At 37.3% G+C, this 25609-nt stretch carries 27 protein-coding genes and 1 riboswitch; of the genes, 7 read left to right on the forward strand and 20 right to left on the reverse strand.

Annotated features, from left to right (window positions below):
• Nucleotides 1-75: 75 nt before the first annotated feature.
• Nucleotides 76-339 (forward strand): GlsB/YeaQ/YmgE family stress response membrane protein, encoded by a 264-nt coding sequence (locus IPU53_RS08340; RefSeq protein WP_207449757.1) that lies wholly within the window; start codon nt 76-78, stop codon nt 337-339.
• 237 nt (nt 340-576) lie between these two features.
• On the opposite strand, the gene IPU53_RS08345 is transcribed toward IPU53_RS08340, so the two are convergent.
• From IPU53_RS08345 to IPU53_RS08365, 5 genes are all read right to left on the reverse strand, one after another.
• On the reverse strand, nt 577-1221 hold the full coding sequence (locus IPU53_RS08345; RefSeq protein WP_396019929.1) for a lytic transglycosylase domain-containing protein: 645 nt from the start codon (nt 1219-1221) through the stop codon (nt 577-579).
• Between the two features lie 239 nt (nt 1222-1460).
• Nucleotides 1461-1859: a general stress protein gene (locus IPU53_RS08350; protein WP_207449759.1), complete on the reverse strand. Its 399-nt coding sequence runs from the start codon at nt 1857-1859 to the stop codon at nt 1461-1463.
• 107 nt (nt 1860-1966) lie between these two features.
• Nucleotides 1967-2722, reverse strand: a complete 756-nt coding sequence (locus IPU53_RS08355; RefSeq protein ID WP_207449761.1) for a 3D domain-containing protein — start codon at nt 2720-2722, stop codon at nt 1967-1969.
• 96 nt (nt 2723-2818) lie between these two features.
• Nucleotides 2819-3301: a hypothetical protein gene (locus IPU53_RS08360; RefSeq protein ID WP_207449763.1), complete on the reverse strand. Its 483-nt coding sequence runs from the start codon at nt 3299-3301 to the stop codon at nt 2819-2821.
• A gap of 457 nt (nt 3302-3758) precedes the next feature.
• Nucleotides 3759-3950 carry a hypothetical protein gene (locus tag IPU53_RS08365; protein ID WP_207449765.1) on the reverse strand — a complete coding sequence of 64 codons (192 nt, stop codon included), beginning with the start codon at nt 3948-3950 and terminating at the stop codon, nt 3759-3761.
• A 328-nt stretch (nt 3951-4278) separates the two neighbouring features.
• Between IPU53_RS08365 and IPU53_RS08370 the strand changes: the two genes are divergently transcribed.
• Nucleotides 4279-4704: a DUF2621 domain-containing protein gene (locus IPU53_RS08370; RefSeq protein ID WP_207449767.1), complete on the forward strand. Its 426-nt coding sequence runs from the start codon at nt 4279-4281 to the stop codon at nt 4702-4704.
• Nucleotides 4705-4789: 85 nt separating this feature from the next.
• Here IPU53_RS08370 and IPU53_RS08375 read toward each other — a convergent pair whose 3' ends face one another.
• On the reverse strand, nt 4790-5500 hold the full coding sequence (locus IPU53_RS08375; protein WP_207449769.1) for a cytochrome c biogenesis CcdA family protein: 711 nt from the start codon (nt 5498-5500) through the stop codon (nt 4790-4792).
• 164 nt (nt 5501-5664) lie between these two features.
• Nucleotides 5665-6450 (reverse strand): HAD family hydrolase, encoded by a 786-nt coding sequence (locus IPU53_RS08380; RefSeq protein ID WP_207449771.1) that lies wholly within the window; start codon nt 6448-6450, stop codon nt 5665-5667.
• Nucleotides 6451-6540: 90 nt separating this feature from the next.
• Between IPU53_RS08380 and IPU53_RS08385 the strand changes: the two genes are divergently transcribed.
• Nucleotides 6541-7239, forward strand: coding sequence for a Crp/Fnr family transcriptional regulator (locus IPU53_RS08385; RefSeq protein WP_207449773.1), 699 nt, complete (start codon nt 6541-6543; stop codon nt 7237-7239).
• A 198-nt stretch (nt 7240-7437) separates the two neighbouring features.
• Nucleotides 7438-7521, forward strand: a riboswitch (ZMP/ZTP riboswitch).
• Between the two features lie 51 nt (nt 7522-7572).
• Nucleotides 7573-8409: a bifunctional 5,10-methylenetetrahydrofolate dehydrogenase/5,10-methenyltetrahydrofolate cyclohydrolase gene (locus IPU53_RS08390; RefSeq protein WP_242698153.1), complete on the forward strand. Its 837-nt coding sequence runs from the start codon at nt 7573-7575 to the stop codon at nt 8407-8409.
• A gap of 295 nt (nt 8410-8704) precedes the next feature.
• Here the strand turns inward: IPU53_RS08390 and IPU53_RS08395 are convergent, their stop codons facing one another.
• The 6 genes from IPU53_RS08395 to yneA form a co-directional block, all read right to left on the reverse strand.
• A complete protein-coding gene (locus IPU53_RS08395; RefSeq protein ID WP_207449775.1) occupies nt 8705-8923 on the reverse strand; it encodes a YneF family protein in 219 nt (72 codons plus the stop codon).
• Between the two features lie 74 nt (nt 8924-8997).
• The gene (gene sirA / locus IPU53_RS08400; protein ID WP_207449777.1) at nt 8998-9435 is read right to left on the reverse strand and encodes a sporulation inhibitor of replication protein SirA; all 438 of its coding nucleotides are present in this window, start codon (nt 9433-9435) and stop codon (nt 8998-9000) included.
• A gap of 219 nt (nt 9436-9654) precedes the next feature.
• Entirely contained in the window at nt 9655-11661 is a 2007-nt protein-coding gene (tkt, locus tag IPU53_RS08405; RefSeq protein ID WP_207449779.1) for a transketolase, read from the reverse strand.
• 84 nt (nt 11662-11745) lie between these two features.
• Nucleotides 11746-11985 (reverse strand): DUF896 domain-containing protein, encoded by a 240-nt coding sequence (locus IPU53_RS08410; RefSeq protein WP_207449781.1) that lies wholly within the window; start codon nt 11983-11985, stop codon nt 11746-11748.
• 85 nt (nt 11986-12070) lie between these two features.
• The gene (locus IPU53_RS08415; RefSeq protein WP_207449783.1) at nt 12071-12733 is read right to left on the reverse strand and encodes a YneB family resolvase-like protein; all 663 of its coding nucleotides are present in this window, start codon (nt 12731-12733) and stop codon (nt 12071-12073) included.
• A gap of 12 nt (nt 12734-12745) precedes the next feature.
• Complete coding sequence (gene yneA / locus IPU53_RS08420; protein WP_207449785.1) at nt 12746-13069, reverse strand: cell division suppressor protein YneA; 324 nt, start codon at nt 13067-13069, stop codon at nt 12746-12748.
• Between the two features lie 162 nt (nt 13070-13231).
• On the opposite strand from yneA, the gene lexA reads away from it, so the two are divergent.
• Complete coding sequence (gene lexA, locus IPU53_RS08425; RefSeq protein ID WP_207449787.1) at nt 13232-13855, forward strand: transcriptional repressor LexA; 624 nt, start codon at nt 13232-13234, stop codon at nt 13853-13855.
• A gap of 198 nt (nt 13856-14053) precedes the next feature.
• Here lexA and spoIIP read toward each other — a convergent pair whose 3' ends face one another.
• Both spoIIP and ppc read right to left on the reverse strand, forming a co-directional pair.
• Nucleotides 14054-15169, reverse strand: coding sequence for a stage II sporulation protein P (gene spoIIP / locus IPU53_RS08430; protein ID WP_207449789.1), 1116 nt, complete (start codon nt 15167-15169; stop codon nt 14054-14056).
• Between the two features lie 272 nt (nt 15170-15441).
• The gene (gene ppc / locus IPU53_RS08435; protein ID WP_207449791.1) at nt 15442-18192 is read right to left on the reverse strand and encodes a phosphoenolpyruvate carboxylase; all 2751 of its coding nucleotides are present in this window, start codon (nt 18190-18192) and stop codon (nt 15442-15444) included.
• A gap of 520 nt (nt 18193-18712) precedes the next feature.
• On the opposite strand from ppc, the gene IPU53_RS24900 reads away from it, so the two are divergent.
• The gene (locus IPU53_RS24900; protein ID WP_278253257.1) at nt 18713-18943 is read left to right on the forward strand and encodes a CotD family spore coat protein; all 231 of its coding nucleotides are present in this window, start codon (nt 18713-18715) and stop codon (nt 18941-18943) included.
• Between the two features lie 32 nt (nt 18944-18975).
• Here the strand turns inward: IPU53_RS24900 and IPU53_RS08445 are convergent, their stop codons facing one another.
• Nucleotides 18976-19281 carry a hypothetical protein gene (locus tag IPU53_RS08445; protein WP_207449795.1) on the reverse strand — a complete coding sequence of 102 codons (306 nt, stop codon included), beginning with the start codon at nt 19279-19281 and terminating at the stop codon, nt 18976-18978.
• A gap of 264 nt (nt 19282-19545) precedes the next feature.
• Here IPU53_RS08445 and IPU53_RS08450 point away from each other — a divergent pair, with 264 nt between their 5' ends.
• Nucleotides 19546-19944, forward strand: a complete 399-nt coding sequence (locus IPU53_RS08450) for an HIT family protein (protein WP_207449797.1) — start codon at nt 19546-19548, stop codon at nt 19942-19944.
• A 446-nt stretch (nt 19945-20390) separates the two neighbouring features.
• Here the strand turns inward: IPU53_RS08450 and glnA are convergent, their stop codons facing one another.
• The 4 genes from glnA to spoVK form a co-directional block, all read right to left on the reverse strand.
• Nucleotides 20391-21731, reverse strand: a complete 1341-nt coding sequence (gene glnA / locus IPU53_RS08455) for a type I glutamate--ammonia ligase (protein ID WP_207449799.1) — start codon at nt 21729-21731, stop codon at nt 20391-20393.
• A gap of 132 nt (nt 21732-21863) precedes the next feature.
• Nucleotides 21864-23096, reverse strand: a complete 1233-nt coding sequence (locus IPU53_RS08460; protein ID WP_396019930.1) for an aminotransferase class I/II-fold pyridoxal phosphate-dependent enzyme — start codon at nt 23094-23096, stop codon at nt 21864-21866.
• A gap of 38 nt (nt 23097-23134) precedes the next feature.
• Nucleotides 23135-24385 (reverse strand): GTPase HflX, encoded by a 1251-nt coding sequence (hflX, locus tag IPU53_RS08465; RefSeq protein ID WP_242698154.1) that lies wholly within the window; start codon nt 24383-24385, stop codon nt 23135-23137.
• 172 nt (nt 24386-24557) lie between these two features.
• Nucleotides 24558-25493 (reverse strand): stage V sporulation protein K, encoded by a 936-nt coding sequence (gene spoVK, locus IPU53_RS08470; RefSeq protein ID WP_207449802.1) that lies wholly within the window; start codon nt 25491-25493, stop codon nt 24558-24560.
• Nucleotides 25494-25609 lie beyond the last annotated feature (116 nt).

A 25609-nucleotide genomic window follows, 5' to 3' on the forward strand; every position in this document is an offset into this window, starting at 1 on the left:
TATCCTCAACCTTTTCGGTCATAATAAAAACAAGTTCGTTAGTTTAAATCAATTATCTTAAAGGAGATGAATATAATGAGCTTTCTTTTATATCTAATCATTGGTGGAATTATCGGTTGGATTGCAAGTTTAATTCTCGGAAAAAATATCCCTGGTGGAATCGTTGGAAATATCATCGCTGGGATTATTGGAGCTTGGATCGGTGGAGCCTTATTTGGAGACTGGGGACCACAGGTAGCCGGAATGGCAATCGTACCAGCCTTAATTGGTTCATTGATTTTGGTCTTTATTATGAGCTTAATTCTTGGGGCTATTTCGAAGGGAAGAGACAATGCCTAAATAAGAAAAGCGCAAGCACCTTGATGTAAGAAGAAAGGCTAAATTCGCGACGTCCTGGCGGCAGACTCAAACAGCGACGTCCTGTCGCTTCGTCTGCACCAGTACATCCTGTACTTCGCAGCGCCGATGGACTCGCATCCTCCGAGCCTCGAGGAGCTGGGCACTGGAGCTAGATCAAAACACTAGCCAAAATTTTATACTTTTAAAAAAACCGGGAGCATAAACACTCCCGGTTTTTTAAGTTTCAATGTCATCCTCGTCCTCTTCATCATATTTTTCTTTATATAAATTCATGTAATGAAGGACATCCTCTACATATTGATCGCTATGATTATAAGTATAGATCGCTTTTTCAACCTCTCCCTCCGCAGCACCTGAATGGGATAAAAAATTGGCTGCGCTGAAAATAGCATCTTCTATATCCCATGGATCTGCTTTACCATCACCATTTGCATCTATTCCATAACCGTTATACTTTTTTATAATCTCTGGGTCTACCTTGTCCTCTTCTGGAATATCTCCCTCACCTAGACCATCACAACTCGGATGAGTCCAACCGACAAATGTACATGGCATAAACTGCATCGGTCCTTCTGCCCCTGCAGGCGATAGCATAGGGTCCATAGTGGAAAAAATCGTTTCTACTCTATGGTGGGCGGCTAACAAATACCATGGTACTCCGAATTCTTGCTCTGCCGCTTTATAAATTGGGATAAATTCTTCAGGTATAAGGGGGCGCTCTACTTCTTGATTTTCGTTAAACAAATGACCAATATAAAAAATGAGCGCGATAAAAATAGTCATGGGGACGAGAACAATCGCGAACACGATTCTTCTTCTAATAGCCTGCTTTGTCTTTTTTACGTTTTTCTTTTTATTCACTTTATTCAACCATGGATTCTCCTTATCAACTCGTGTAAGTTTGGATGAAAGTAAAATGATCCTAATCTTTTAGGGAAAACAGTTTGTCCTATAAAAGTACGCTTTTTTCACATAGAAATATTCACGAGAAACAACTTCCTTTACTCTAAACAAAGTGATTGGAAAAAGCAATTTTTTCATTACAAAAAAATAGACCCCCTTCACATATGAAGGAAAGTCTATTTTTCGTTTTGGTTCCCTTATTCTTTTAATAAAAGAAGGATTTTCCCATTGTCAAGTTCTTCCGTATACTCATCTGATAGGTTATTTTCCCAATCATACATAGTTCCTTCCTGAAGCCCTGAAACGATTGGTCCAATCGCTAAAACGCCTGCACCTGATGTTGCACCTGTAGTGGTTCCAGTTGGAACGCCGGCCGCTGGTCCAGCCCCTGCTAAAAATCCACTTAAAAAATCAAATGGTCCACCTGAATTCTCATCATCTACATCCATTTTTTCTGTTAAATATTCAGTTTTTTTGTCATCTTTGGCTAGTACGGAAAAATTATCCCTCTTTACCCCTTTTTTTTCGTATTTCCTTATTTCCTCAATTACTTCATCTTCACTATCAAAAACACCCACCACTTTAGAAGTATCCATACTAACAGCCTCCTTTTTTTCTAGAATACCCATAGAAGCTATAAATGAAACAAAAAAAGACTGTCTAAGGTGAAATAGGAACTTCACTTTAGACAGCCTTTATTTCTTTAATCGAGAACTTTTATTTTAACAGAACGGACACCAAACTTAGTGGCATCTGATTTAGCTGGCATAAATAGGTCAATCTTCTTTCCTTTAATGGCACCGCCCGTATCGCCTGCGACAGCCGTTCCATATCCTTCAACCTGTACCTTTGATCCTAATGGAATGACTTTTGGATCTACAGCGATGACTTTTTGGTCTGGATTTTTCTTCAGATCGATTCCTGTTGCAGTAACACCTGAACAACCATCGCAAGAAGCTGTATAGGCTGTAGCTGTAACTGTCATTTCTTTTCCAGCGGGCTCGTTATCAGCCTGCACCGGTTCAGATTTCTCAGATTGAGTAGAAACATCCTTTTCCTCTTTTTGTTGAGGATTATTATTTTCTTCTACCTTATTATTCCCTTGTATGTGAAGTTCTTGTCCCGGATGAATTGTATCTCCATCAAGTTTATTCCACTTTTTTAATTGCTTAACCGTTACATTATAGGTGCTAGCAATGTCCCAAAGAGAATCTCCAGCTTTTACTGTATATATTTCTTCTGCTTCTTGAGCATCTAATGCTAATGTTTGATTAGGTAGAATAATATCGGATGATAAATTATTTAGCTCTTTTAAATGATCGACTGTTGTCCCTTCATTATCTGAGATACTCCATAAGCTGTCACCCTCTTGGACTTTGTATGTAGCCGCAGAAACACTATTGACTCCAATGGTTGTTACGGTAATGGCGGCTGCCATAGCGATTAAAGACTTTTTCATATTTATATCCTCCTTTTTGTTAGCCCAAATCGAACCAACATGTCTTATCCTAACAGAGGAGTATAACAAGACAATAACAAACCAATGTTCATTTCTTTACAATCCTATTTCAGTTCTCGAAAGTAGTTTATTTATTAAAAATAGTGGTAGCACATTTCCATTATTTGTTGCCCAAACAATTTTCATGCCGACACAAACCAATCCATTTGAACGTAAAATAGGATAAGGAGGGATCATCATGACTTTTCTGAATAGTAAAATCCCCATATACTTTGCTAGTATATTTGCTGGTTTTGCTGTAATTGGTCTATTGTTTGTCCCGAATGTATCAGACATGCTTGGACCAGTAGCGGGGATTCTAATGACCATGTCCGTAATCTTGATCTTACTTTTCGCAGCCGCCATTATATTAAAAGGACTATTTACCTTGTTTAGTTCTTTTATTAAACAATAATTAAGAATAAAAGCGCAAGCACCCGCATATCGGCGACAAGCAAATGTTTCTGGACCTATGAAGGAGCTTTTCCCCTTCATAGGTCCAGGGTTATTTAGTGGAACATCGGCTAAGGCTAAGGTCACGACATCCTACATCCTGTCGGCAGACTCAAACGCGACGTCCTGTCGCTTCGTCTGCACCAGTACATCCTGTACTTCGCAGCGCCGATGGACTCGCATCCTGCGAGCCTTTCGAGGCTAGGAGCTGGAGCTTGATGTCAAACTGCAAGCTAATTACTCTATAAATGCAACATTTCATAGTTTCCTAACGCATAAAAAATCCGCTTTGCATTTATTTTTCTGATGCAAAGCGGATTTTCTTTTATCCCGCCTTAACGGGCAGTAATACTCCCACCTCTAGACTTTAGAGAATACGGAGAAACATTGGGCGTGGGGATAAATTGCCCGTAAAGGCCCGATTGGTTCAGGCCAACAGGAGGTTGGTCACAAAGGCATTATTGCAACAGGATGTTGCGACCTTAGCCTTTGATTCTCTAAAATCAGCGGGGATGGAAGGAACCCCACTGATTGAAGTTTCACTTTATTTTTGCGGTTGCTTTTTTATATTTCGATAGAGCAAAACATTGACAGCTACCGCTGCTATGCAAATGATCAAAATTAGGACTCCAAAAAAATAATACGAGAGTTGGAAAGCAAAAAATGAAAAGACAAATAAGCTTAAAGTGATAAACCAAGCAAAAATCAAGGTTGCTACATAATATGTCTTCTCCAATCAGGTCACCACCTTAAAGTACGGTTCAAAAAGGCGGGTAAAAAGGGCGGAGTCAGCTAAGGTCGCAGACTTTCGCCGTACAGGATATGGTGACTTCGACGTTGTCCATAGAATGTGTTGGTCCTTAGTCGAAGATCTCTTACCCTCGCCGTGTCTTTTTTTACCGGAATTTTTTGAACATCCTCTTAAATCTTATTTTACGTTTCTCATGATTTAAAGATCAAGTAGAATTAAGAATTTATTTCGACAAACGTCCTAAGTGCTTGTTTTTATAATTTTATATTCGCTATAATAACTAGAGTACTGTATGTTATATAGGGGTGAAAACATGCTTCACGGTTGGTTTTTATGGCTTATACTTTTATGGGTTGTGTTCCTAATCACTTTTATGGGGATAGGCGGGTTTTTTATGTTTAGAAAGTTCCTCAAACGCCTGCCTAAGGAAGATGGAAAATCAGACATGGATTGGGAAGAATATTTTGTTAAAAAGACTAAAAAACTATGGACACCAGATAAAAGGGCTTTACTCGATGAATTAGTCAGTCCTGTACCCGAATTATTCCGCGATATTGCTAGACAAAAAATTGCTGGGAAAATCGGAGAACTGGCTTTACAAGAAAAGGTAAAAAAGATCGATTTAGATGTATTGATAAGAGGGTATATCGTCGCTACGCCTAAACGTGATCATAAATTTTTAAGAAAAAAGCTAGAGGAATTAAATATCGATGTTTCTCCTTATGAACATCTTTTTTAGAAAAGCTGTTCTTCCGAGGACGAAAAAATAGGTTTGAATCTATCTGATTCAAACCTATTTTCATATCTCACTTTTCTTTATCCATTTAAAAACCCATAAAATCGCCAAATAGCAACTGAAAAATACCGATAATAAAAGTCAAACCATCAAAGAAAAGCAAGATCCCAACTAAAATCATGATGATTCCGCCAATTTTCATGATTTTTACATTATGTTTGCGAATCCAGTTCATTCGACCAATAAAGAAGGAGAGAATGAAGAAGGGAATGGCAAAACCTAATGTATAGGCGATCATATAAATCACACCTGCTCCCGGATTCGAAGCAATCAATCCCAATACAACCATCAAAATGGGGCCTGTACAAGGTGTCCAGCCAGCTGCAAACGCCATTCCAATTAAGGTAGAGCCGAGGTAACCTGCTGGGCGATTCTTAAATTCAAAACGTCTTTCTTTCATTATAAAATCAAAAGAAATGACCCCTGTAATCACCAAACCAAAGAACACAATAAATATTGAGCCAATTCTTCTAATTAGATCCTGGTACTGTATGAAAAAGTGACCTATAAACGTAGTACTGAACCCAAGGACAATGAAAATAATGGAAAAACCTAATAAGAAAAAAAGCGTATGTAACATGCTTCTGCGCTTGAACATCGCATTCTCACTTTTTATTTCACTAACAGACATTCCTGTAATATACGATAAAAAGGCGGGATATAGAGGGAGACAGCATGGTGAAATAAAGCTCAAAAACCCCGCCCCAAAAGCCAAGAATAAATTAATATCGCCAGACATAACATGCAACTCCTACATTGATTTGATTCCATTCTAACAAATATTTAATCCTATAGGCACCTAGATGCTGTCATCACGGCAACAAAAATAGTGATTCGTTACAAACTGATGAACATTTCACAATTAAAAGGGTTTGGAATGCTGTCTTATTATAAAGGTTACTTTTATATTATACGTGTCATTTCAGATTTAATGTTACTATCTCCCCATTCACCCAATCTTTGTACTAGATTTTTTTCAATCTCTTCATCTAAAACCAATTGTTCAGATGAAAATGGTGCTAGCTGTTCATTATGACCGATCATAATGGAGTGCAGCGCATGTTGAAACATCGTAATATCATTGGCGTCATTTCCAAATGCTATATATTCTCCCTCTTTAACACCTAGTTGTTGCAATCCGCTCCATTTATCTATGCCCTTTGGACTAATGTCTAAAATTCCTTCATTTCCGTGAGCATGGACGACAACGTCTATATTTTCCAGCTGCTCTTCAACAGCTTTCATATTATTAGCAGTAAGCATTAGTATTTTCACAATTGGTTGTAATTGCTCTAATTTAACTTTTTTAGCCCGTCTTTGCGGATCAAGATTATTTAAAATCGGATGATCTGCGGGCCCAGTATAGGCATAATCCCAATCACTATCGATTAAATAGGTTACATTATACTTTTTTAATAACTGCGTAACTCTTACAATTGTTTGATCTTCAAAACAAATCGTTGAAATTATTTCCCCTTTATTTGCCACGATTGCTCCATTTCCACCAATCATTGGATAATGATGGAACCTCTCATGTAAGACTGGAAGCAAATCTCGTATTGGTCTAGCTGAAGCCAATATGATTTCATGTCCCATCCCAACTAATTTTTCTAAGGAACTTAATAACCTTTCCGAAACTGGCTGCCCTTTAAAACAAATAGTTCCATCTAAATCAAACACAAATTTCATTATGTAACACTCCTGCAACTTTTTATTTATACCTATCATATCAGCTTAGTTTATAATAAAAAGGACATATGTCCCAAAAGGAGTTTTTTTATGAAGTTTATTCATAATAAACAAAAGCTGGAAACGAAGTTACAAGAATTTCAGATTGAGCAAATATTTAATGCAGCAAAGCCACTTCCGTTTACGCTTCAGCAATATGATCCAGATGAAATTATTTTACTAGAAGGAAGTGAGCTGGAATCATTATTGTTTTTAGTAGAAGGAAACGTAAAAATCACTTCAAGCATCGAAACTGGAAAATCACTTTTACTACGATTTGCACAACCCTTCTCTATTATTGGTGATATTGAACTAATTCAAGAAGTTCCCGTTCAATCACAAGTTAAAGCAGTGAATACATGCTTATTCATCGGATTACCCGTTCATTATATTAAACAATTTGAGATGAAAAATCCAAATTTTTTGCGAACATTATTAGAACATGTAAGCTATAAGCTGCAAACTTGTACAACAGCTTCCCGTGTCAATTTATTGGCCACGGTGGAAAGTAAATTTGCCAGTTACCTCTTATCAACCTTATCAGTTGAATCTAAGCATAGATTTGGTAAAGAAATACAAACTTCAAATATTAAAGAAATTGCAGATTTACTTGGGACAACCTATAGACATCTAAATCGTGTCATTCAATCACTAATACAAAAGAACATGATTGAAAAAGACAAGGATTTTATTCGAATAGTAGATTGGTCTAGTTTAGAAAAATTGTCTAACGGAATTCGTTATAAATAAAAATCTTGTCTTTAATTTGTTGAATATTAACGAATGAAGTTTCTTTAAAATATAAAAAACACTTTTCACTTCAAAATACAGTGGAAAGAGATATAGTATTGGAATACCGCAATTGGAATATCCTCTTTAATGGTAATAAAAACACATCCATTTATTGACATTTAATTCCTATATGCTATCTTTTTCTTATATAAGGAAACTTGACACAGTAACTGACGACATTTGTGGAAAAGACCACAAGGAAGCTGTGTTTTATATGGTCGGGTCGTCTGGGCAGAGATAAGGATATCATCCTTATCTCTTTTTTATTACATTTGAGGAGGAGTTATTATTATGGAGAAAATCATTATGGATGGGAATGTCGTAGCTAAAGAAATAAAAGAACACTTGAAAGAACGAATTGAATCATTAATAAACAATGGTATCATACCTTGCCTTGCAACAATTTTGGTTGGGAATAATCCAGCTTCAGAGACATATGTAAGAATGAAAGGCAATGCGTGTAAAAGAATAGGTATAAAGTCCATTCGTGTTGATTTGCCCGAAGAAACAGAAACAATAGAGTTAGTAAAAACGATTCAAGAATTAAATAATGATCATTCCGTTCATGGCATTCTTTTGCAGCATCCAGTCCCAGCGCATATTGATGAGCGGCTTGCTTTTGAAGCAATTGATATTCGAAAAGACGTAGATGGTGTTACAAGTAGAGGATACGGTCAGACAGCATTAGGGTTTGGGGAATATCCTTCCTGTACTCCAGCTGCAATTATGAAAATATTAGAATATTATCAGATACAAATTGATGGTAAACATGCTGTAGTAGTTGGGAGAAGCCCAATCCTAGGGAAACCTATTTCAGCGTTACTTCTTAATGAAAATGCAACCGTTACTACCTGCCATTCAAGAACTTCCAATTTACCTGACATTGTAAAACAAGCAGATATCGTCGTTGCAGCGGTAGGGAAACCTAAGTTTATTCAAGGAAGTTGGTTAAAGAAGGGGGCAATCGTTTTAGATGCAGGTTATAACAAAGGGAATGTCGGGGATATTGATTATAATACTTGTTATGAAGTTGCCAGCGCCATAACCCCTGTTCCAGGTGGTATTGGTCCTGTAACAATTGCTACATTGATGAAGCATACTGTTGAATCGGCGGAAAAAGCATTATAAATAGTGGGCAATTAGTTGGGAGCAGGATATCGTTAGAATGTCGCAAATGGAATATGCGATCTCGTATAGACAAAATCTCGGTCAGTCCCGTACACTGCATAAGGAGGCTCATTAGCCGCCAGCATCTTCCATTTGCGTGTATCCCTTGGCATTGATTGGTTTTCGATTAAGGCTTTTAAAAGCACAAAAACCACTTTTTCTGTTAGAAAAAGTGGTTTGAGAAAAATTAATCAAACAGCTATGTTAAGCGAATGAACAAGTTCCTAAATTGTTAGAAGCGTTGTTGTACCAATGGTTACTTATCCATCTGTTTATTCATTGCATTCATCATTTGATTGATTTTCTTTTGGGATGGTTTCATTCCCATTTGCATCATCATCATTTTTAGCATTTGTTCATTGATTGGTGGATTTTTCTTTAAATAATCCATCATATATTTTCGGGCTATGAAAAAGCCTAGGGCTAGTCCTGCTAGGAGACATAAAAAACCCGTTAGTCCAAATTGCCACCACATAGTGATCCTCCTTCAAGTTGTCTATCATTCAGTTTACTAAATCCTTGATTATTATACAATAATGGCCGACGATTTCATACATATTTTCTTTCTTTAATTGGCTTTACCCAGCCATAATGGTTATGTTTCATATCCATGGCTAAAAATCTACCATCAAATTTACGTAATGCTTCGAAAAAACTAGACTCACTATCATATCCACCCCACGCTTTTAATTGTAAAAAGCGTTCTCCAATCGATAATTCTGCTCCATCATTTTTATAGTTAGATTCCTTACAGTATGTTTTTCCGTTAATAAAAAACTCTCTTTTTTCAACCTCATATGATAAATGTTTATGCAGATCTAAATAAGGCAATGGTCTCGTTATGTAATTAATTTGTTTTCTAATAGTTTCTAATAATTCGCCATGCGACTGTTTTTCCGCTCTGAACAATTCGACAATTTTACTTTCTCGTCCATAGAAATACTCGGCAAATTCATCTTCTATTAAGTAAATCAAATAAATTCTCATGATCCCTTCACTCCTCAGCCTTATTTTACTCTATTATAGATGAGGTTTGATAAATTTTTTGTCTAATCTTGTTATATTCAGAAAAAACATTTAAATTTCAGCATTCCCTACAAGGTTTTCGAAGTCTAATAATACGAGTCAAATATATACTTTTCTTATAAAAAAAAGAGAGGGGTCCCCTCTCTTTCACCCATTTAGATCGTTACATACATTTTACTATTAGCGATTCAGTAATTCTTCAACCTGAGCTACAACATTTTCAACGGTAAATCCGTATTCTGCCATGACTTTTCCTCCTGGTGCTGAGGCACCGAATCGATCGATTCCAAGTACTGCTCCGTCATCACCAGTGTATCTTTCCCAGCCAAAGGAAGAACCCACTTCAATGGCAAGACGCTTTTTAACAGAGCTAGGCAATACAGATTCCTTATACTCTTTTGATTGCTTTTCAAACCGATCCCATGAAGGCATACTTACAACTGTTGCTTGGATTCCCTTGTCAGCTAATGCTTGCTGAGACTCCACAGCCAAGTTTACCTCTGAACCTGTTGCTAGAAGGAGAAGGTCTACATTTTCCTCTTTTGCAGGAGAAACAACATAGGCACCTTTTTCTACCCCATCAACCGCTCCATCAATAGTTCCAGGCATCGTATCTAAGTTTTGGCGTGTTAGTACAAGAGCTGTAGGTTGATGCTTCGAATTTAATGCTAGACGCCAAGCCGCTGCTGTTTCATTTCCATCTGCTGGTCTGATAACTGAAAGGCCAGGCATAGCACGTAATGAAGCTAGCTGTTCAATTGGTTCGTGAGTTGGTCCATCTTCTCCAACCGCAATACTATCATGAGTAAATACATAGGTAACAGGTAGTTCCATTAAAGAAGCTAGACGAATAGCGGGACGTAAATAATCAGAGAACACGAAGAAGGTTCCGCCAAAGACATGTAACCCACCATGGAGCACCATGCCATTCATCGCTGCACCCATACCAAATTCTCTTACCCCAAACCAAATATTTCTTCCAGAATAGTCGTCTGCACTATAATCAGGAGAACCAGAGATCATTGTTTTATTAGAACCAGCCAAGTCAGCTGCTCCGCCAATTAGGCTAGGCGTATTTTTAGCAATCGCATTTAGAACTTCACTGCTTGATGCTCTTGTTGCTAAGCTTTTCCCTTCCTCATAGACAGGAATATCTTGATCCCAATTTTCAGGAAGCTTTCCAGCAATGGCTTGTTCAAATTGGCTTGCAAGTTCTGGGTATGCTTGCTTATATTTAGCTAAGCGGTTTTCCCACTCAGATTCTTTTTCTTGTCCATTTTTAATAATTGTTTTTTCGAATAATTCATAGACTTCTGCTGGGACATGGAAATCTTCTTCATATGTCCATTTATAGTATTCTTTTGTTAGCTTCATTTCATCCTCGCCTAATGGAGCACCGTGAACAGCTGATTTCCCAGATTTATTCGGAGAGCCATAGCCAATAACCGTTTTTACTTCAATTAAGGTTGGTTTAGAGGTTTCCGCCTTTGCTTCTTCCAAAGCTTTGGCGATTTCTTCGACGTTATTTCCATCCCCTACTCTAATATAGTGCCAACCATAAGCTTTAAAACGATCTCCTACATTTTCAGAGAAGGATTTATCAAGTTCTCCATCAAGAGTGATATCATTGGAGTCATATAATAAAATCATTTTTCCTAATTTTAAGTGACCAGCTAGGGAAACTGCCTCAGATGAAACACCTTCCATTAAATCGCCATCACCACATAATGCGTAAGTATAGTGATCCACCACATTATAGCCATCTTGATTATAGGTAGCTGCGAGATGCTTCTCAGCCATTGCCATCCCAACGGCCATTGCAATTCCTTGGCCAAGTGGCCCTGTTGTTGCTTCTACACCTGGAGTATGACCATACTCAGGATGCCCGGGTGTTCTACTTCCCCATTGGCGGAAATTCTTAATGTCATCCATTTCAACACCATAACCTGATAGATGCAGTAAGCTATATAGTAACATGGAGCCATGTCCTGCTGAAAGCACAAAACGATCACGGTTAAACCAAGCTGGATTTTTCGGATTATGATCCATAAATCTTGTCCATAGTGTATAGGCCATAGGAGCTGCACCCATTGGTAAGCCAGGATGTCCTGAATTTGCTTTTTCAATCGCATCGATCGATAATGTTCGTATAGTATTTATTGCTATTTGATCCTCTTTCGTAAACATATCTCAACTTCCTTTCACTCAATCTGCTTTATATTTTACCATATTTTGAAAAACTTGCATCAACTTCCTTATTGAGCATGCGTTTTAATGAAGTTTTTTGTTTTTTCCTTCTTGAATGCGTTTGACCTTTTCAGGTGTTACATCTTGGCCCTCTGTATCGAAAACACGTACATTTTCGATTGTTTGCCTCATGGATGAACGAAATTGCTGTAAATATTCAGAGCGAAGCTTTGTTTGTTCTTTCGCTTCTTCATTTGATAGTCCTGATGTTTTAGCTTTTTTGGCCAATTGATTAATTCTTTTAATTTTTTCCTTTGATAACATAAAGAAGCTCCTTTAAACTTGGCATAATTTATATTATCCTACTAAAAAAAAGCACAGATCACAAATGATCTGCCTTCAACTAAAGCTATTCTGTTTTTGTTTCTATGTCTGATTGCAACATATACTCCTGGTATCTTCTATGGACCGTAGCTTTAGAAATTTCGTATCCGAATCCCCTTAAGGTCGCAGCAATTTCTGCAAAAGTCAATTTATTCTTCCGCAATCTTACAATCTCTTCGATAGGGACGACTTTTCTTTCTCTCCCATCTATATTTCCACGGTTCTTTAGGTTTTTCTCAGGCCGATAACCTTTTTTAACCGCACGTTTCATACCTCTTTTTATTTTTAAATTATGTAATGTTCGCTGGTATTCCTCTACAACACTCAATATATTAAGGACCATTGAGTCAGCCTCAGATAGTTGAAGCTCACCATTTTGTGCTACATTATAAACCTTCACATTTTCCTTCATTAAGCAATGAAGCAAGGCGATTTTTGCATTTCCCCTGCCTATCCTCGTTTCATCTTGGATTAAAATAGCTTCAATATCGTCATTTTTTATTCTTTCAAATACATCTAAAATACCAGGTCTTTCCATATCATAGCCACTTGCTTGATCGCAAATAACCGACTGAACGTTTAAACCCCAATTTTTTGCCGCCATCTCCAGTTCTTCTTGCTGACGATGGAGCGAGGTGACCTGTGTATCCTTTTCTGTACTTACTCTGCAATAGATAAGAGCCTTCATTTTTACACTTCCTTACTCTTCCTTTAGTGCCATTTTCAGTTGTGAAGGCGAAGAATGAATATATTCACCTGGTATAACAAGTTGTTCACCGCTTTTGATCACTTTTCCATAAAGTTGATTTTCCTTCTCAATAATTTTTACAAATTGAGCGGTTGAAATCCCGTATTCTTCCGCATATTTCTTTGAGATCGACCAAAGGGAATCTCCTTCTTGAACTGTTACAGTTAAATGGGTTTGCTCACTACTTGTCTTACTACTTATTATATAAATTCCCATAAGAAATGTAATGAATATAAATACAATGATAAATGAATATTTTCTCCATAAAGTTATCATATTTATGACCCCCGTCTTTTTTTAGAATGTTTGTTCTTATGTAAATTCATTATATGAGAACAACCGTTTGTTGTCAATGCTTTTTTCGAACTTACGTTTGTTGTATATGTATTTTCGTGCTATAATTAAGATAGATATATTTATAGAGGGAGAGTGAGACATTTGACAAAGTTATCCAAAAGACAACAAGACATTATTGATTTCATAAAAAATGAAGTGAAAAGCAAAGGATATCCTCCATCCGTACGGGAAATTGGACAGGCTGTTGGATTAGCTTCGAGTTCAACGGTTCATGGGCATCTTGCTCGGCTTGAAAAGAAAGGGTTAATTAGACGCGACCCTACAAAACCTAGGGCGATTGAGATTTTACAGGTAGAAGAAGATAATATTCCTCGCCAAAGAACAATCAATGTTCCTATTGTTGGTAAGGTTACTGCTGGACTACCTATTTCAGCCATTGAGAATATCGAAGAATATTTTCCTCTACCTGAACAATTAGTTCCCGATGACGAACAAATTTTCATGCTTGAAATTGTGGGTGAAAGCATGATCGAGACTGGTATCTTAGATGGTGATTATGTAATTGTTCGACAACAGCAAACAGCCAATAATAATGATATTGTTGTAGCCATGACAGAAGATAACGAAGCAACAGTGAAACGCTTTTTTAAGGAAAAAGATTATTTCCGACTCCAGCCAGAAAACTCAAGTATGGAACCGATTATTTTAAGAGATGTTTCAATCTTAGGGAAAGTCATCGGTCTTTATCGGAATATTATTCATTAATCTTCCAAGCCTTAACTGCATATGAGTTAAGGCTTTTTAGTTACTTTGGAAACTATAAAATTGTCGCTTGTGGATAAGTAACTTATGTTGCGGTCGGCATCCAGCTCCAGCGCCTAGCCCCTCGAGGTCAAATAACCCTGAACCTAGGAAGGGAACATTTGCTTGTCGGGGCTGATCAAGGCGCTTGCGCTTTTGTATTTATTTTGTTGTTTCAACCGCGTCGTCCCAATAATACTCACTTATTACATCTGCTAGTGCATCAACTGTACGATTTAGCTCCTCCTCTGTGTTATCGATTCCCCCAATCTCCATTACAATCGACTTCTCTGCTAGGTCCTGATTATAAACCCCGTTACTTCCCATCGATTTTTGTTTCTTGAATGCTCCCCTTGAAACTGTTGGATACTTTTTCTCCAGCAATTGATGAAGATCATTGGCAAAAGCAAAGTTTTTCTCAAAATGATCATGCCCCGTCCCAATGACAAACATCACTTTGGCATAAGATTTGCCATTTATCTCAGTAGTCGTCGTATCTTTCCTAGCAGCATCGCGGTGGATATCAAAGACAATGTCGATGCCCTTATTTTGATTCAATGTTTCCGCAGCCACTTCTCTCGATGCTACATAAGATTGACCATAGTCCATATTTCGTTCATTTAACAAGGCCTGTATATCCTTTTGTTCTACTAAAGTATTAATCCCCTTATCCTTCAATTTCTCACTTAGTCGTTTTCCAAACAGAGTGATATTTTTTTCTTTATGGAATGTTTCATTTGCTTCTTTTGCATTTGGGAGCATTGGGAAAAATGATTCATACGTATGTGTATGATAAATATATACTTTGTAATCCTCCGTCAAATCTTTTTCCGTTTTTTCTTGTTCCTCTTTATCCTCTTGCTCTTTTTGTTCTGGATTAGCATCCTCCTCATTTTCCCAGTAGTCGAAATCTTTCGGGGGAGGAGATTCAATCGGTAGATTTGTAAAATCCGTTCCTTTTCCCGCGATTAGAATTTGCGGAGTGACAGCTCGTAAACCAGGGATTTCCGTAATCAGAAATGTTTTCATATCTGTTAAATTTATATTCGTCATAAACTCTAATGCCACTTCGCCTAAGGAGCTTTCCTTCTGAGTGTCTAGGACAGATGTAAGCGAATGATTTTCAAGACTCATAAGGTATAAGAATGACTCTGTTCTTGAGAAATCATCTCCTAAAAATGACAGAAAGTTTACTTTAATACTTGAAAAGGCGATAGCCGAAGTAAGACAAAATATTGCAATGATGGTTAGGGTAGATTTTGCTACAAATCGGAACATTCACTTCAGTCCTTTATAAAATTTGTCTTTATTCATCTTTATGAAAAGAATTAGTAGTCTATGAGGAAAATTTACAAGAATAGATAGAATGAGGGAAAGAACGTGATAACAGAAACGGTTGTGGAATTTGAAAAAGTTACATCGAGAACAGAAGAATTTCATTACAATCTTTCCTTCTGCTCTCTTTTTCGTCTGTATAAATGGAGAAGAAGAACCCAAAAAAGGCGGGCTGCAAAATTTGCAACCCGCCTCACGGACATACGCTCGATGAATCAACCAGTATTGACTAAACCAGCAGCTACCCCATTAATGGTAAGCAATACTTCCGTCACTAAATCCTCTGATGGTTCATCGGTTTCTCTTAATTTTTGAATTAAATAGACTTGCAAGAAATTTAAAGGATCTACATATGGATTTCTTCTATGCACAGATTCTTTAATATTTGGAACATGGTCGAGAAGTTCTTCATTTTCAGAAATGAGCAATAAAGCTTTTTTCGTCCGCTGATATTCATCAAAAATATTACTATAAATTCTCTCCGCTATATCAGGTGACTGAACCAATGTTAGATATTGCTTTGCTGTTGCCATATCTGCTTTCATAAGAGCCATTTGTAAATTATTAATTGTCGAACGGAAAAATGGCCATTTACGATACATTGTTTGTAATATTTCTAGATGCTGTGGCTTTTGGTTAATAAAGGTTTCGAGCCCAGTCCCTGCCGCATACCATGCTGGCAGCATATGACGAGATTGAGTCCAAGCAAAAACCCAAGGAATCGCTCTGAGGTCCTCAAATTGCTGACTATTTTTTCTACTCATTGGTCGCGAACCTATATTGAGTGCACCAATTTCTTTCAGTGGTGTTGCTTGATTAAAGTAAGTAAGGAAATCTGGATCACCAAACACTAACGACTGATACTTCTTTAATGAATGTTTGGACATTTCTTCCATCGCCAATTCCCAATCCTTCTCACGGGTAGAATCGACTTGTGATTCACTTGAAGCTCGAACGCTTGCTTCAAGTAATGCTGATGCAGCTTGTTCTAAATTTCTGTATGCAATGTCAGAGATTAAATACCTTGAAGAGAGAACCTCTCCTTGTTCTGTAATCTTAACTCCATCTCCTAATGTTTCCACTGGTTGTGAAAGAATACTGGTATTCAATGATCCACCACCGCGTCCTAATGAACCACCACGTCCATGGAAAAACTTAAGACGGATATCAAAATCCTTTGCCATATTATGGATCTCTTGCTGAGCTTTAAAGAGCTTCCAATTGGCCGTTAACGTTCCGCCATCCTTGCTTCCATCTGAGTAGCCTAACATTATTTCCTGATGATTCTGATGTGCCTTTAGCTGATTGTAATAGACATCCATTTCGAATAAAGTCTTCATAATTTTTGGACCCGCAATTAAATCATCGATGGTTTCCAATAATGGAGCAACATTGATGTCAGATTCCACTGTACCATCAGCATACAGACGATAAATCCCAGCCTCTTTTGCGAGTAATAATACTTCCAGTAAATCACTTGCAGATTGGGTCATAGAGATTAGATACACTTGAATAGAACGTTTACCAAACTCTTTATGAGCATTTCTAATTAAATGAAAGATCTTTAAAATGTCCCTTGTTTGTTTTGAATAATCCTCTTCGAATAATAGTAATGGACGAGGGTTATTTAGTGCCTCTTGCAGGATCTTTATTTTTTCCGCTTCGTTGAGTTCTGAATAATTCTTTGTGATATTAACAGCTTTAAAAATCTCGTTTACTGCAAATTCATGTTCCCCGCTATGATTACGAATATCTAAAGTGACTAAGTGAAATCCAAATAATTTTACTTGCCTAATCAGTGTACGTAATGATTTAAGGGTTTTACCCTGCGGCTGATGACTTTCTGCACTCTCCAAAATTAACTGTAAATCTTCTATCAGTTCCTCTGAATCTTTATAACCTAAATCAGATTTTCCAACCTCATGAAGTCTTTTTAAAATGATGGCAAATTTCCGACGATACACTTCTGATGTAACCGGCCATTTTTCCTCTCCATTTAAATAAACAGGCTCTTCTTTATCAATCGATTGTAATAGATTCTCATTTACTTTGATTCGAGCAGTGGATTGACTGAATCTCTTCATAAGCGCATTAATGGCATCGTCATATTTTTTAAGTATTAAAGTTCTTTGCATTTGCAATGTTTCCCAAGTGATTTCCGGCGTAACATTTGGGTTGCCATCCCTGTCCCCACCGATCCAAGAGCCAAAATGAAGAAAGTTAGGAACTTTCCAATCAAAATCGTCTATTTGATTCTTTAACTGTAATTCTAATTCTTCGTGTACAGCTGGAATGACATCAAATAACGTTTGGTCAAAATAGTAAAGTCCGTTACGAACTTCATCCAAAACCCTTGGCTTTCGATGACGCAATTCGTCTGTTTGCCATAGAGTCGCCACTTCATTATAAAGATTTCCTAATAAGTTTTCTTTCTCTAATTCTTCAATAGCTGGACGGTTTAAATTCTGCAAAATCGTAGAGATTCTCTTTTGTATCTCTAGTACAGTGCGCTTTGTTGCCTCCGTTGGATGAGCCGTAATGATAAGCTCAATGGACAGATCATGAATAACATTTTGCAAGGCTTCATTTGGCATCTTATAATCTTTTACTTTTGATACAGCTCTTTCAATTGAAAAAGGTTGAGCTTTCTGTTCCTCTACTTTATATTGCTTTCTTCTACGCATTCGGTGATTTTGTTCAGCGATATTAATTAAATGAAAATAAATCGAAAAGGCTCTTATCACATTTTGTCGCATAGGTGGTTGCAGTTGCTGAATTTTCTCTTTTAGTTGCTGATAAATATTGACATCATATTCTTGCCTTAGCTTTTTCGTCATTTCCCTAATAGCTTCTACTTCATCAAATAATTCAACACCACCATGGTGAACAAGAATTTCTCCTAAAATATTCCCTAGTTTTTTTACATCGCTTCTCAATAAAGCGTTTCGATCGATTGTCTCGTTCATAAAATCCTCCTTCTTCTAGCTTATAAAAAATCATCACCTAAATAATAAAAATTATCTTACATATTTGCGTGATCAGATTAAGCTAAGTATATTATTCTGTTAACTAAATTTGAAAGATTGAATGGGCAAAGAAATTCATGCGAGATAAACAAAGACAGTTTACCTCCCAACGGGTATAAACTGTCCTTTATTGATAGAATATGTACCGCCTGAAAGTACATATAATTTTATCATAGTTAAAATTAACTGGCAAATTTTTTGGAATTTTGACGAATACACCAGCCACATATTAATTTTCTGTTCTCCCCTGTGTAAGCATCCATATGCACTCCACTGATGGCAGTCTTTCTTTATAAAACGAAAACTAGGTATTTGAACATACACATGATGGACACCTCTCATAATATATAGTGAAAAGGAGGCTGTTATAATGAATAGGAACAAACCTTGTGGGTGCGAAGGAAAGTGCAATTGCGGATATCCTGAGGTAAAGCCAGCGCAGCAGTTACCAGCCCAGACTATGCCTGCACAGTATAGCCCAACAAAACAATTCAATGAGTATCAAGGCCAAGATGTTTATATCCCTATGGTCCACCCATCACACACAACGCAACAACAGCATACAACGTATAAATATATGCATTCTTACCCCCACACACAATCTGTTGTTAATTCGGTATCTGAAGAACATTACTGCGTTTGTCCACCAAACCAACATTCCTGTTGTAAACCGACAAAATATTGGCGTTAATATCGCTTAGGTGACTGTTCTCGGAAAAAATATTAAAAGACGAAGGGAGATAAAAAATGCTCCTCCTTCGTCTTTTCTTTGAAAAGTTTTTTGTTTCTATTAAGATCGTATTTATATGTTATGAATATTTCAATGGTTATAACCCAAAAATCATCTTCGCCGATCCAATTTGCAGCCATTTTCTCAATAAATTGTTCATATGGCATTGATTTGTGTGGAAAGTATGGTGCATCCCACTTTTTCAACTCTGGAGCATCCTCTTTGTAGATTAGCTCCCAAAGTTTTAATAAATCCTGTTCCTCAATTTGACGAATGGTTAATTCATTATCACGATACATAATACCCTCTTTTCAATATTTAGTCGATTTTGTTTGATTGAAAAGAAGAATAAATCACCTACTTTTCAATCACCTTTTTGCATTGATATTTTTTCATTTTGCATCCCACCTCTCACATGTATAGAATTTATTATAATATTTATCGAGATCATACAGCAAGGTCAGCTCCTGTAACTGTTCAAACGAAAATACCTTGTATCATGGAACATTGTGAAATAGAAGAAATATTGTGAGTTTTAATTATGTAGTAAAGGGGACTTACGTATGGAAAATTGTATATTCTGTAAAATTGGAAAAGGTGAAGCGAAATCTTGGAAGGTTTGTGAAGATGAATACGCATATGCATTTCTTGATATTAACCCTGTCAATGAATATCATACTTTAATCATTCCTAAGAAGCATTATGAGAACATTTTTGATATAACGGAAGAAGAATTATTTAGAGTCATTTCGGTCGTAAAGAAGGTTGTGTCGCTGTATAACGATAAACTCGGAATAAAGAATGTTCAAATCATTAATAGTTCAGGTCCAGAGGCTCAGCAGGATGTATTTCATTTTCATTTTCACGTTGTTCCTAGAACATTAGGAGATAATCAAAATATTAAATGGACTACTCATAAAGAATGGCGAGAGAAGTTTGATGATTTGTTGGCAAAAATATAAATGGGTTTACTTTAAGAAATCCTGCCGACAAAACACAGCTATTATTTAGTAAGCAAATAAGAATATATTATAATTACTCCTTGCTAAGCTAACAAGGTGTTTCTCTATTAGAGCTGAATTATGAAATTGATTCAATTAGTAATCGGGGAGTTAAAAATCTCACAAAGAAACCGCCAAAGCCAGGTGGCCTTAGCGGTTTTCTACCAGCTCCAGCGCCTAGCCCCTCGAGGTCAAATAACCTGAGACAATAAAAGTCAAAACCGGATTTTTCTTGTCTCAGAACATTTGCTTGTCGGAAGGCAACAGGATGTTGGTCAGAACAGCGTTGCGACGTACCGGATGTACTAGTGCCAGACGAAGCGACAGGACATCGCGTTTGAGTCTGCCGCCAGGACGGCGCGAACTTAGCCTTTCTTCCTATAGCAAGGCGTCTTGCGCTTTTCTTATTAATACTGCTTCAAATACTGTTCTCTCTCCCATGGATGGACTTGAGTTCGGAACATATCCCATTCGATCTCTTTTGCTTCGATGAAATTTTCATAAATATGACTGCCTAAACCAGCTTTTATGATTTCACTTTGTTTTAGTTGATCCAAGGCCTCTGATAAATTAGCTGGTAAATCAACGACCCCTTCTTCACTTCTTTCTTTTTTATTCATGACATAAATGTTTTTATCTACAGCATGAGGTGGTGTTAATTTGGCCTCAATGCCACTTAAACCAGCTTTAAGAAGAACAGCCATGGCTAGATATGGATTCGCACTTGGGTCTACGCTTCTTACCTCAATTCGCGTGCTAAGACCACGAGAGGAAGGGATGCGAACAAGCGGACTTCTATTTTGCGCTGACCAAGCAATATAGCAAGGTGCTTCAAACCCAGGGACCAAGCGTTTATAAGAATTGATCGTTGGATTCGTAATCGCCGTAAAGCCTGGTGCATGTTTAATAATTCCTGCCAAGAAATGATAGGCTGTTTCACTCATTTGTAGTTCCCCATTTTTATCATAGAAAACATTTTCCCCATCATCAAATAATGATAAATTAAAATGCATTCCCGATCCTGCAACCCCATAAAGTGGCTTTGGCATGAAAGTCGCGTGAAGTCCATGCTTTCTTGCCATTGTTTTGACAACCAGTTTAAAAGTTTGGATTTGATCACAAGCCGTGATCGCATCAGCATATTTAAAATCAATTTCATGTTGCCCTGGAGCTTCTTCATGATGAGAAGCCTCAATTTCAAACCCTAATTCTTCTAATTCTAATACGATGTCGCGGCGACAATTCTCCCCAAGATCAGTAGGAGCTAAGTCAAAATAACCGCCATGGTCATTTAATTCTAGTGTTGGCTCCCCATTGTCATCTAATTTAAATAGGAAAAATTCAGGCTCAGGTCCTAAATTGAAATTAGTAAATCCATACTGTTCCATTTCTTTTAATACTCTTTTTAAATTACTTCGTGGATCCCCGGCAAAAGGCTCCAGATTGGAATTGTACACATCACAAATTAATCGAGCAACTTTGCCTTTACTTGCAGACCATGGGAATACAACCCAAGTATCTAAGTCGGGATATAAATACATATCTGACTCCTCAATTCTGACAAACCCTTCGATCGAGGAACCATCGAACATCATTTTATTATCCAACGCCTTCTCCAATTGAGTAATTGGAATTTCAACATTTTTTACCGTGCCGAGAATATCCGTAAATTGCAACCTTACAAATGTAACATTTTGTTCTTTTGCTAACCGCGCAATGTCTTCTTTGGTATACCTACATCTACCCATATTAATCTAAATATCCTCCCGTAATTTCAAAGTTGCATATTCCTATTCTCTTATTTACTTATATGCACCTAAGATTTTATAAAATTTCCCCTAAAAAATAAAGGATAAATTTATCTACCTATTTATATTCACTTATCTTATATCGATTAAACCTTTTTCTAGTAAACAATTTAACGCTTTTGTTACAGCTATTTTTACATGGGCATATGTTAATCCCCCTTGAATATAAGCTATGTAAGGGGGCCTAATAGGACCATCAGCAGATAGCTCGATACTTGCCCCTTGAATAAAGGTCCCAGCAGCCATGATCACTTCATGCTCATAACCAGGCATTGGACTTGGATAAGGTGTGACAAAGGAATCGACAGGAGAGGCCGCCTGGATTTCTTGACAAAATGCGATCATCATTTCTTTATGATTGAATTGGACAGATTGGATTAAATCTGTTCGCTCGGCATTCCATTTCGGTGATGTTTGTAGGCCAGCCTTTTCCAGTAAAGCTGATGTAAAAACAGCTCCTTTTAACGCTTGACCTGTAATATGAGGAGCCAAAAAGAAACCCTGATACATTTCAAGTAAACTATAGAGAGAAGCCCCTGCCTCTCGTCCAATGCCCGGTGAGGTCATTCGATAAGCACACATCTCAACAAATTGTGTCTTTCCCACTATATAACCGCCTGTTTTTACAATGCCGCCTCCGGGGTTCTTGATTAAAGAGCCTGCCATTAAATCTGCCCCAACATGACAAGGTTCAAATTCTTCAACAAATTCACCATAGCAATTATCCACAAATACAATCAAGTCTGATTTTATTTCTTTTACAAACTCAATCATCGTCTTAATTTCCGATATGGTAAATGAAGGTCGATCACCATATCCTTTAGAACGCTGAATGCCAATCATCTTTGTGTTTGGTTTAATCGCATATCGTATCGCCTCATAATCAACAGAACCATCTTCACATAAATCTACACAATTATAGCTAACATTATATTCCTTTAACGAGCCATTGTCATGCCCTCTTAAACCAACTACCTCTTCCAGGGTATCATAGGGCTTTCCAGTCATATATAATAATTCATCACCTGGTCTGAGCATCGCAAATAGCGAAATAGAAATAGCATGTGTTCCAGAAATAATCTGCGGACGAACCAATGCCGCTTCTCCGCCAAACACATCAGCGTACACAGCTTCTAACACTTCTCGCCCCATATCACCATACCCGTATCCGGTAGAAGGAGTAAAATGTATTTCGCTGACCCGATGTTTCTGAAAGCTTTCCAACACTCGTTGTTGGTTTACCTCAATCACCTGATCAATTTTTCTATGGATTGGTAAAATTTGTTCTTCAATATTTTCAATCATCTGCTTCAGTACTACATTCATTCTCTCTCTAACTCCCTTTAATCTCCGTATAATTCCAACGCCGCCTTAACGGGATGATCTTCCAGCACATATCCTTTACATTTATAGGATTGTTCCTCTTCTAAAAACTTAAATTCTCGTAATATGGTGTCGTTTTTCAAAACGGACAAAAGTCTTCCTTCATTTGACGGAACGATGACTTGATAATAATCCATATTTTCGGTGGCCATTTTTTCAATGATTTGTTTTAATTTTTGACGGTCACTATCATTCAAAGCACTCATAATTAAATGCTCACCTGTTTGAGGGACAAACTCTTGGGTAATTTGATCCGATTTATTATAAACGGTTAATTGGGGCAAATGATCCATTTCTAACTCTTTTAATAAATGCTGGACAGTATGCTCATGATTTTCATAATCAGGGTTTGAACTGTCTACTACATGAAGTAAAAGATCGGCATCTCGCACTTCCTCTAGGGTTGAACGAAACGCAGCAATTAACGTTGTGGGAAGATCTTGGATAAATCCCACTGTGTCCGTAAGAATCGCGCTATAGCCAATAGGCAGGACCAATTTTCTTGTTAAGGGATCAAGGGTTGCAAATAATTGATTTTCTTCAAATGCCTGTGCAGTGGATAATCTATTGAATAACGTGGATTTCCCTGCATTTGTATAGCCAACAAGGGCAATTTGAAAGGCTCGATTACGTCGTCTTCTCTCACGATAACGTTCACGATGATGAACGACAACTTGTAATTGCTTTTTTATCTCATCAATTCTACGACGAATATGCCGTCTGTCTGACTCTAGCTTCGTTTCACCTGGTCCCCTTGTTCCTATTCCGCCACCTAAGCGTGAGAGAAGAATACCCTGTCCTGCTAATCTTGGTAAAAGATATTGAAGTTGGGCAAGCTCAACTTGTAATTTCCCTTCTTTCGAACGGGCTCGTTGTGCAAAGATATCCAATATTAATTGGGGACGATCTAACACTTTTGCCATAAGTTTTTCTTGGAGATTTCGTTGCTGACTTGGAGAAAGCTCATCATTAAAAATGATTAAATCTGGTTCAAGTTCTTCCTCTAAATGCTGCAGTTCTTCCAATTTTCCTTTTCCAATATAAGTAGAAGGATGGATTTTTTCCTGTTTCTGAGTCAATGAAGCAATGGTATTCCCTCGCGCAGTCGAAACTAATGACTCAAGCTCAGACATGGAGTAGTGAAAATGTAAATTGGAATCAATCGTCTGGCTTCCAACGATAATAACCTTCTCTTTATCGGGTATCTGCAAATGTTTCCCTCTTTTCCTCATATGCCATATTTTTATCATAACAAAAAGCGATTTTAAAGACGAATTTAGCGTTTTCCAAATAACGTCTTATTAGTGTATGTATACTTGTACATAACAAATTTCTAAACTGTCTTATAGCCAAGTGCTGGCCATAAGGACAGTATTTTCAACCCTACTTAGAGAAATTAAAATCTTCGCTCATCAAGGTTGCTAATCTATTTTTATCTAAATGTGATTCACTTAAAAGTCGCATCGCTTGTGAGCGAATTGCTTTTTCGATTTGGTTGCGAACGTAACGCCCATTTGAAAAATGCTCCCCCTTTATGCCTTTCACATAAAGCAAGTGATCTTTCAATTTTGCCTCTGCTTCTTTGCTTAAAATATATTCTTTCTCTCCCACCATCCGACGTCCGATATCCATTAATTCATTAGCCGTATAGTCCGGAAAATGAAAAACGAGTGGAAAGCGAGAATGGAGGCCAGGATTCAAACTAAGAAAATAATCCATTTCTTGGGAGTATCCCGCTAAAATAAGAATAAATTCATTTTGCTTATCTTCCATATGCTTCACTAATGTATCAATCGCTTCTTTTCCAAAATCTTTTTCCCCGCCACGTCCTAATGAATAGGCTTCATCAATAAATAAAACTCCTCCTGTTGCTTTCTTGATTAAATCACGTGTTTTTTGAGCAGTATGACCAATATATTCTCCCACTAAATCGGCTCTTTCAGCTTCAATCAGATGTCCCTTAGGCAAAATATCCATTTTTTGAAATAGCTTTCCGATTAATCGGGCAACCGTTGTTTTCCCTGTACCTGGATTACCTTTAAACATCATGTGCAAAACTTGCTGCCCTGGTTTTAATCCCGCTTCTTCTCGTCTTTTATTTATATAGATCCAGGCATATACTTCTTTCATCATTTTTTTTATTTGTGTCATTCCAACAAGAGTATTCATTTCTTTTTCAATCTCTTTCAGGATCGCATGTTCTTGTGATAAAGGTTTTGGTGATATGCTCTTTTGCAAATCAGATTTCTTTTCTCTATTATTCACATTCAGCATAATACTGATCTGTCCATTATTTTTCATTCTAATCGGTTCACTCATCCTCATCACCTCACATTAAAAACAGTATACGCCCAAAGCTGCAATTTTGTGCCCAGTTCAATCAAGAAAAGCGCAAGGCGCCCACCTATCGGCGAGAAGCAAATGTTCTGAGACAA

It is taken from the genome of Bacillus sp. SD088, assembly GCF_017355205.1.
Taxonomy (GTDB): Bacteria; Bacillota; Bacilli; order Bacillales; family Bacillaceae_C; genus Lederbergia.

Bases quoted from the DNA above. Each gene is read 5' to 3' on its own strand.
- IPU53_RS08340 (WP_207449757.1), top strand. From the start codon at position 76: ATGAGCTTTCTTTTATATCTAATCATTGGTGGAATTATCGGTTGGATT.
- IPU53_RS08350 (WP_207449759.1), bottom strand. From the start codon at position 1,859: ATGGATACTTCTAAAGTGGTGGGTGTTTTTGATAGTGAAGATGAAGTA.
- IPU53_RS08355 (WP_207449761.1), bottom strand. From the start codon at position 2,722: ATGAAAAAGTCTTTAATCGCTATGGCAGCCGCCATTACCGTAACAACC.
- IPU53_RS08370 (WP_207449767.1), top strand. From the start codon at position 4,279: ATGCTTCACGGTTGGTTTTTATGGCTTATACTTTTATGGGTTGTGTTC.
- IPU53_RS08375 (WP_207449769.1), bottom strand. From the start codon at position 5,500: ATGTCTGGCGATATTAATTTATTCTTGGCTTTTGGGGCGGGGTTTTTG.
- IPU53_RS08380 (WP_207449771.1), bottom strand. From the start codon at position 6,450: ATGAAATTTGTGTTTGATTTAGATGGAACTATTTGTTTTAAAGGGCAG.
- IPU53_RS08385 (WP_207449773.1), top strand. From the start codon at position 6,541: ATGAAGTTTATTCATAATAAACAAAAGCTGGAAACGAAGTTACAAGAA.
- IPU53_RS08390 (WP_242698153.1), top strand. From the start codon at position 7,573: ATGGAGAAAATCATTATGGATGGGAATGTCGTAGCTAAAGAAATAAAA.
- IPU53_RS08395 (WP_207449775.1), bottom strand. From the start codon at position 8,923: ATGTGGTGGCAATTTGGACTAACGGGTTTTTTATGTCTCCTAGCAGGA.
- sirA (WP_207449777.1), bottom strand. From the start codon at position 9,435: ATGAGAATTTATTTGATTTACTTAATAGAAGATGAATTTGCCGAGTAT.
- tkt (WP_207449779.1), bottom strand. From the start codon at position 11,661: ATGTTTACGAAAGAGGATCAAATAGCAATAAATACTATACGAACATTA.
- IPU53_RS08410 (WP_207449781.1), bottom strand. From the start codon at position 11,985: ATGTTATCAAAGGAAAAAATTAAAAGAATTAATCAATTGGCCAAAAAA.
- IPU53_RS08415 (WP_207449783.1), bottom strand. From the start codon at position 12,733: ATGAAGGCTCTTATCTATTGCAGAGTAAGTACAGAAAAGGATACACAG.
- yneA (WP_207449785.1), bottom strand. From the start codon at position 13,069: ATGATAACTTTATGGAGAAAATATTCATTTATCATTGTATTTATATTC.
- spoIIP (WP_207449789.1), bottom strand. From the start codon at position 15,169: ATGTTCCGATTTGTAGCAAAATCTACCCTAACCATCATTGCAATATTT.
- ppc (WP_207449791.1), bottom strand. From the start codon at position 18,192: ATGAACGAGACAATCGATCGAAACGCTTTATTGAGAAGCGATGTAAAA.
- IPU53_RS24900 (WP_278253257.1), top strand. From the start codon at position 18,713: ATGCCTGCACAGTATAGCCCAACAAAACAATTCAATGAGTATCAAGGC.
- IPU53_RS08445 (WP_207449795.1), bottom strand. From the start codon at position 19,281: ATGTATCGTGATAATGAATTAACCATTCGTCAAATTGAGGAACAGGAT.
- IPU53_RS08450 (WP_207449797.1), top strand. From the start codon at position 19,546: ATGGAAAATTGTATATTCTGTAAAATTGGAAAAGGTGAAGCGAAATCT.
- glnA (WP_207449799.1), bottom strand. From the start codon at position 21,731: ATGGGTAGATGTAGGTATACCAAAGAAGACATTGCGCGGTTAGCAAAA.
- IPU53_RS08460 (WP_396019930.1), bottom strand. From the start codon at position 23,096: ATGATTGAAAATATTGAAGAACAAATTTTACCAATCCATAGAAAAATT.
- spoVK (WP_207449802.1), bottom strand. From the start codon at position 25,493: ATGAGTGAACCGATTAGAATGAAAAATAATGGACAGATCAGTATTATG.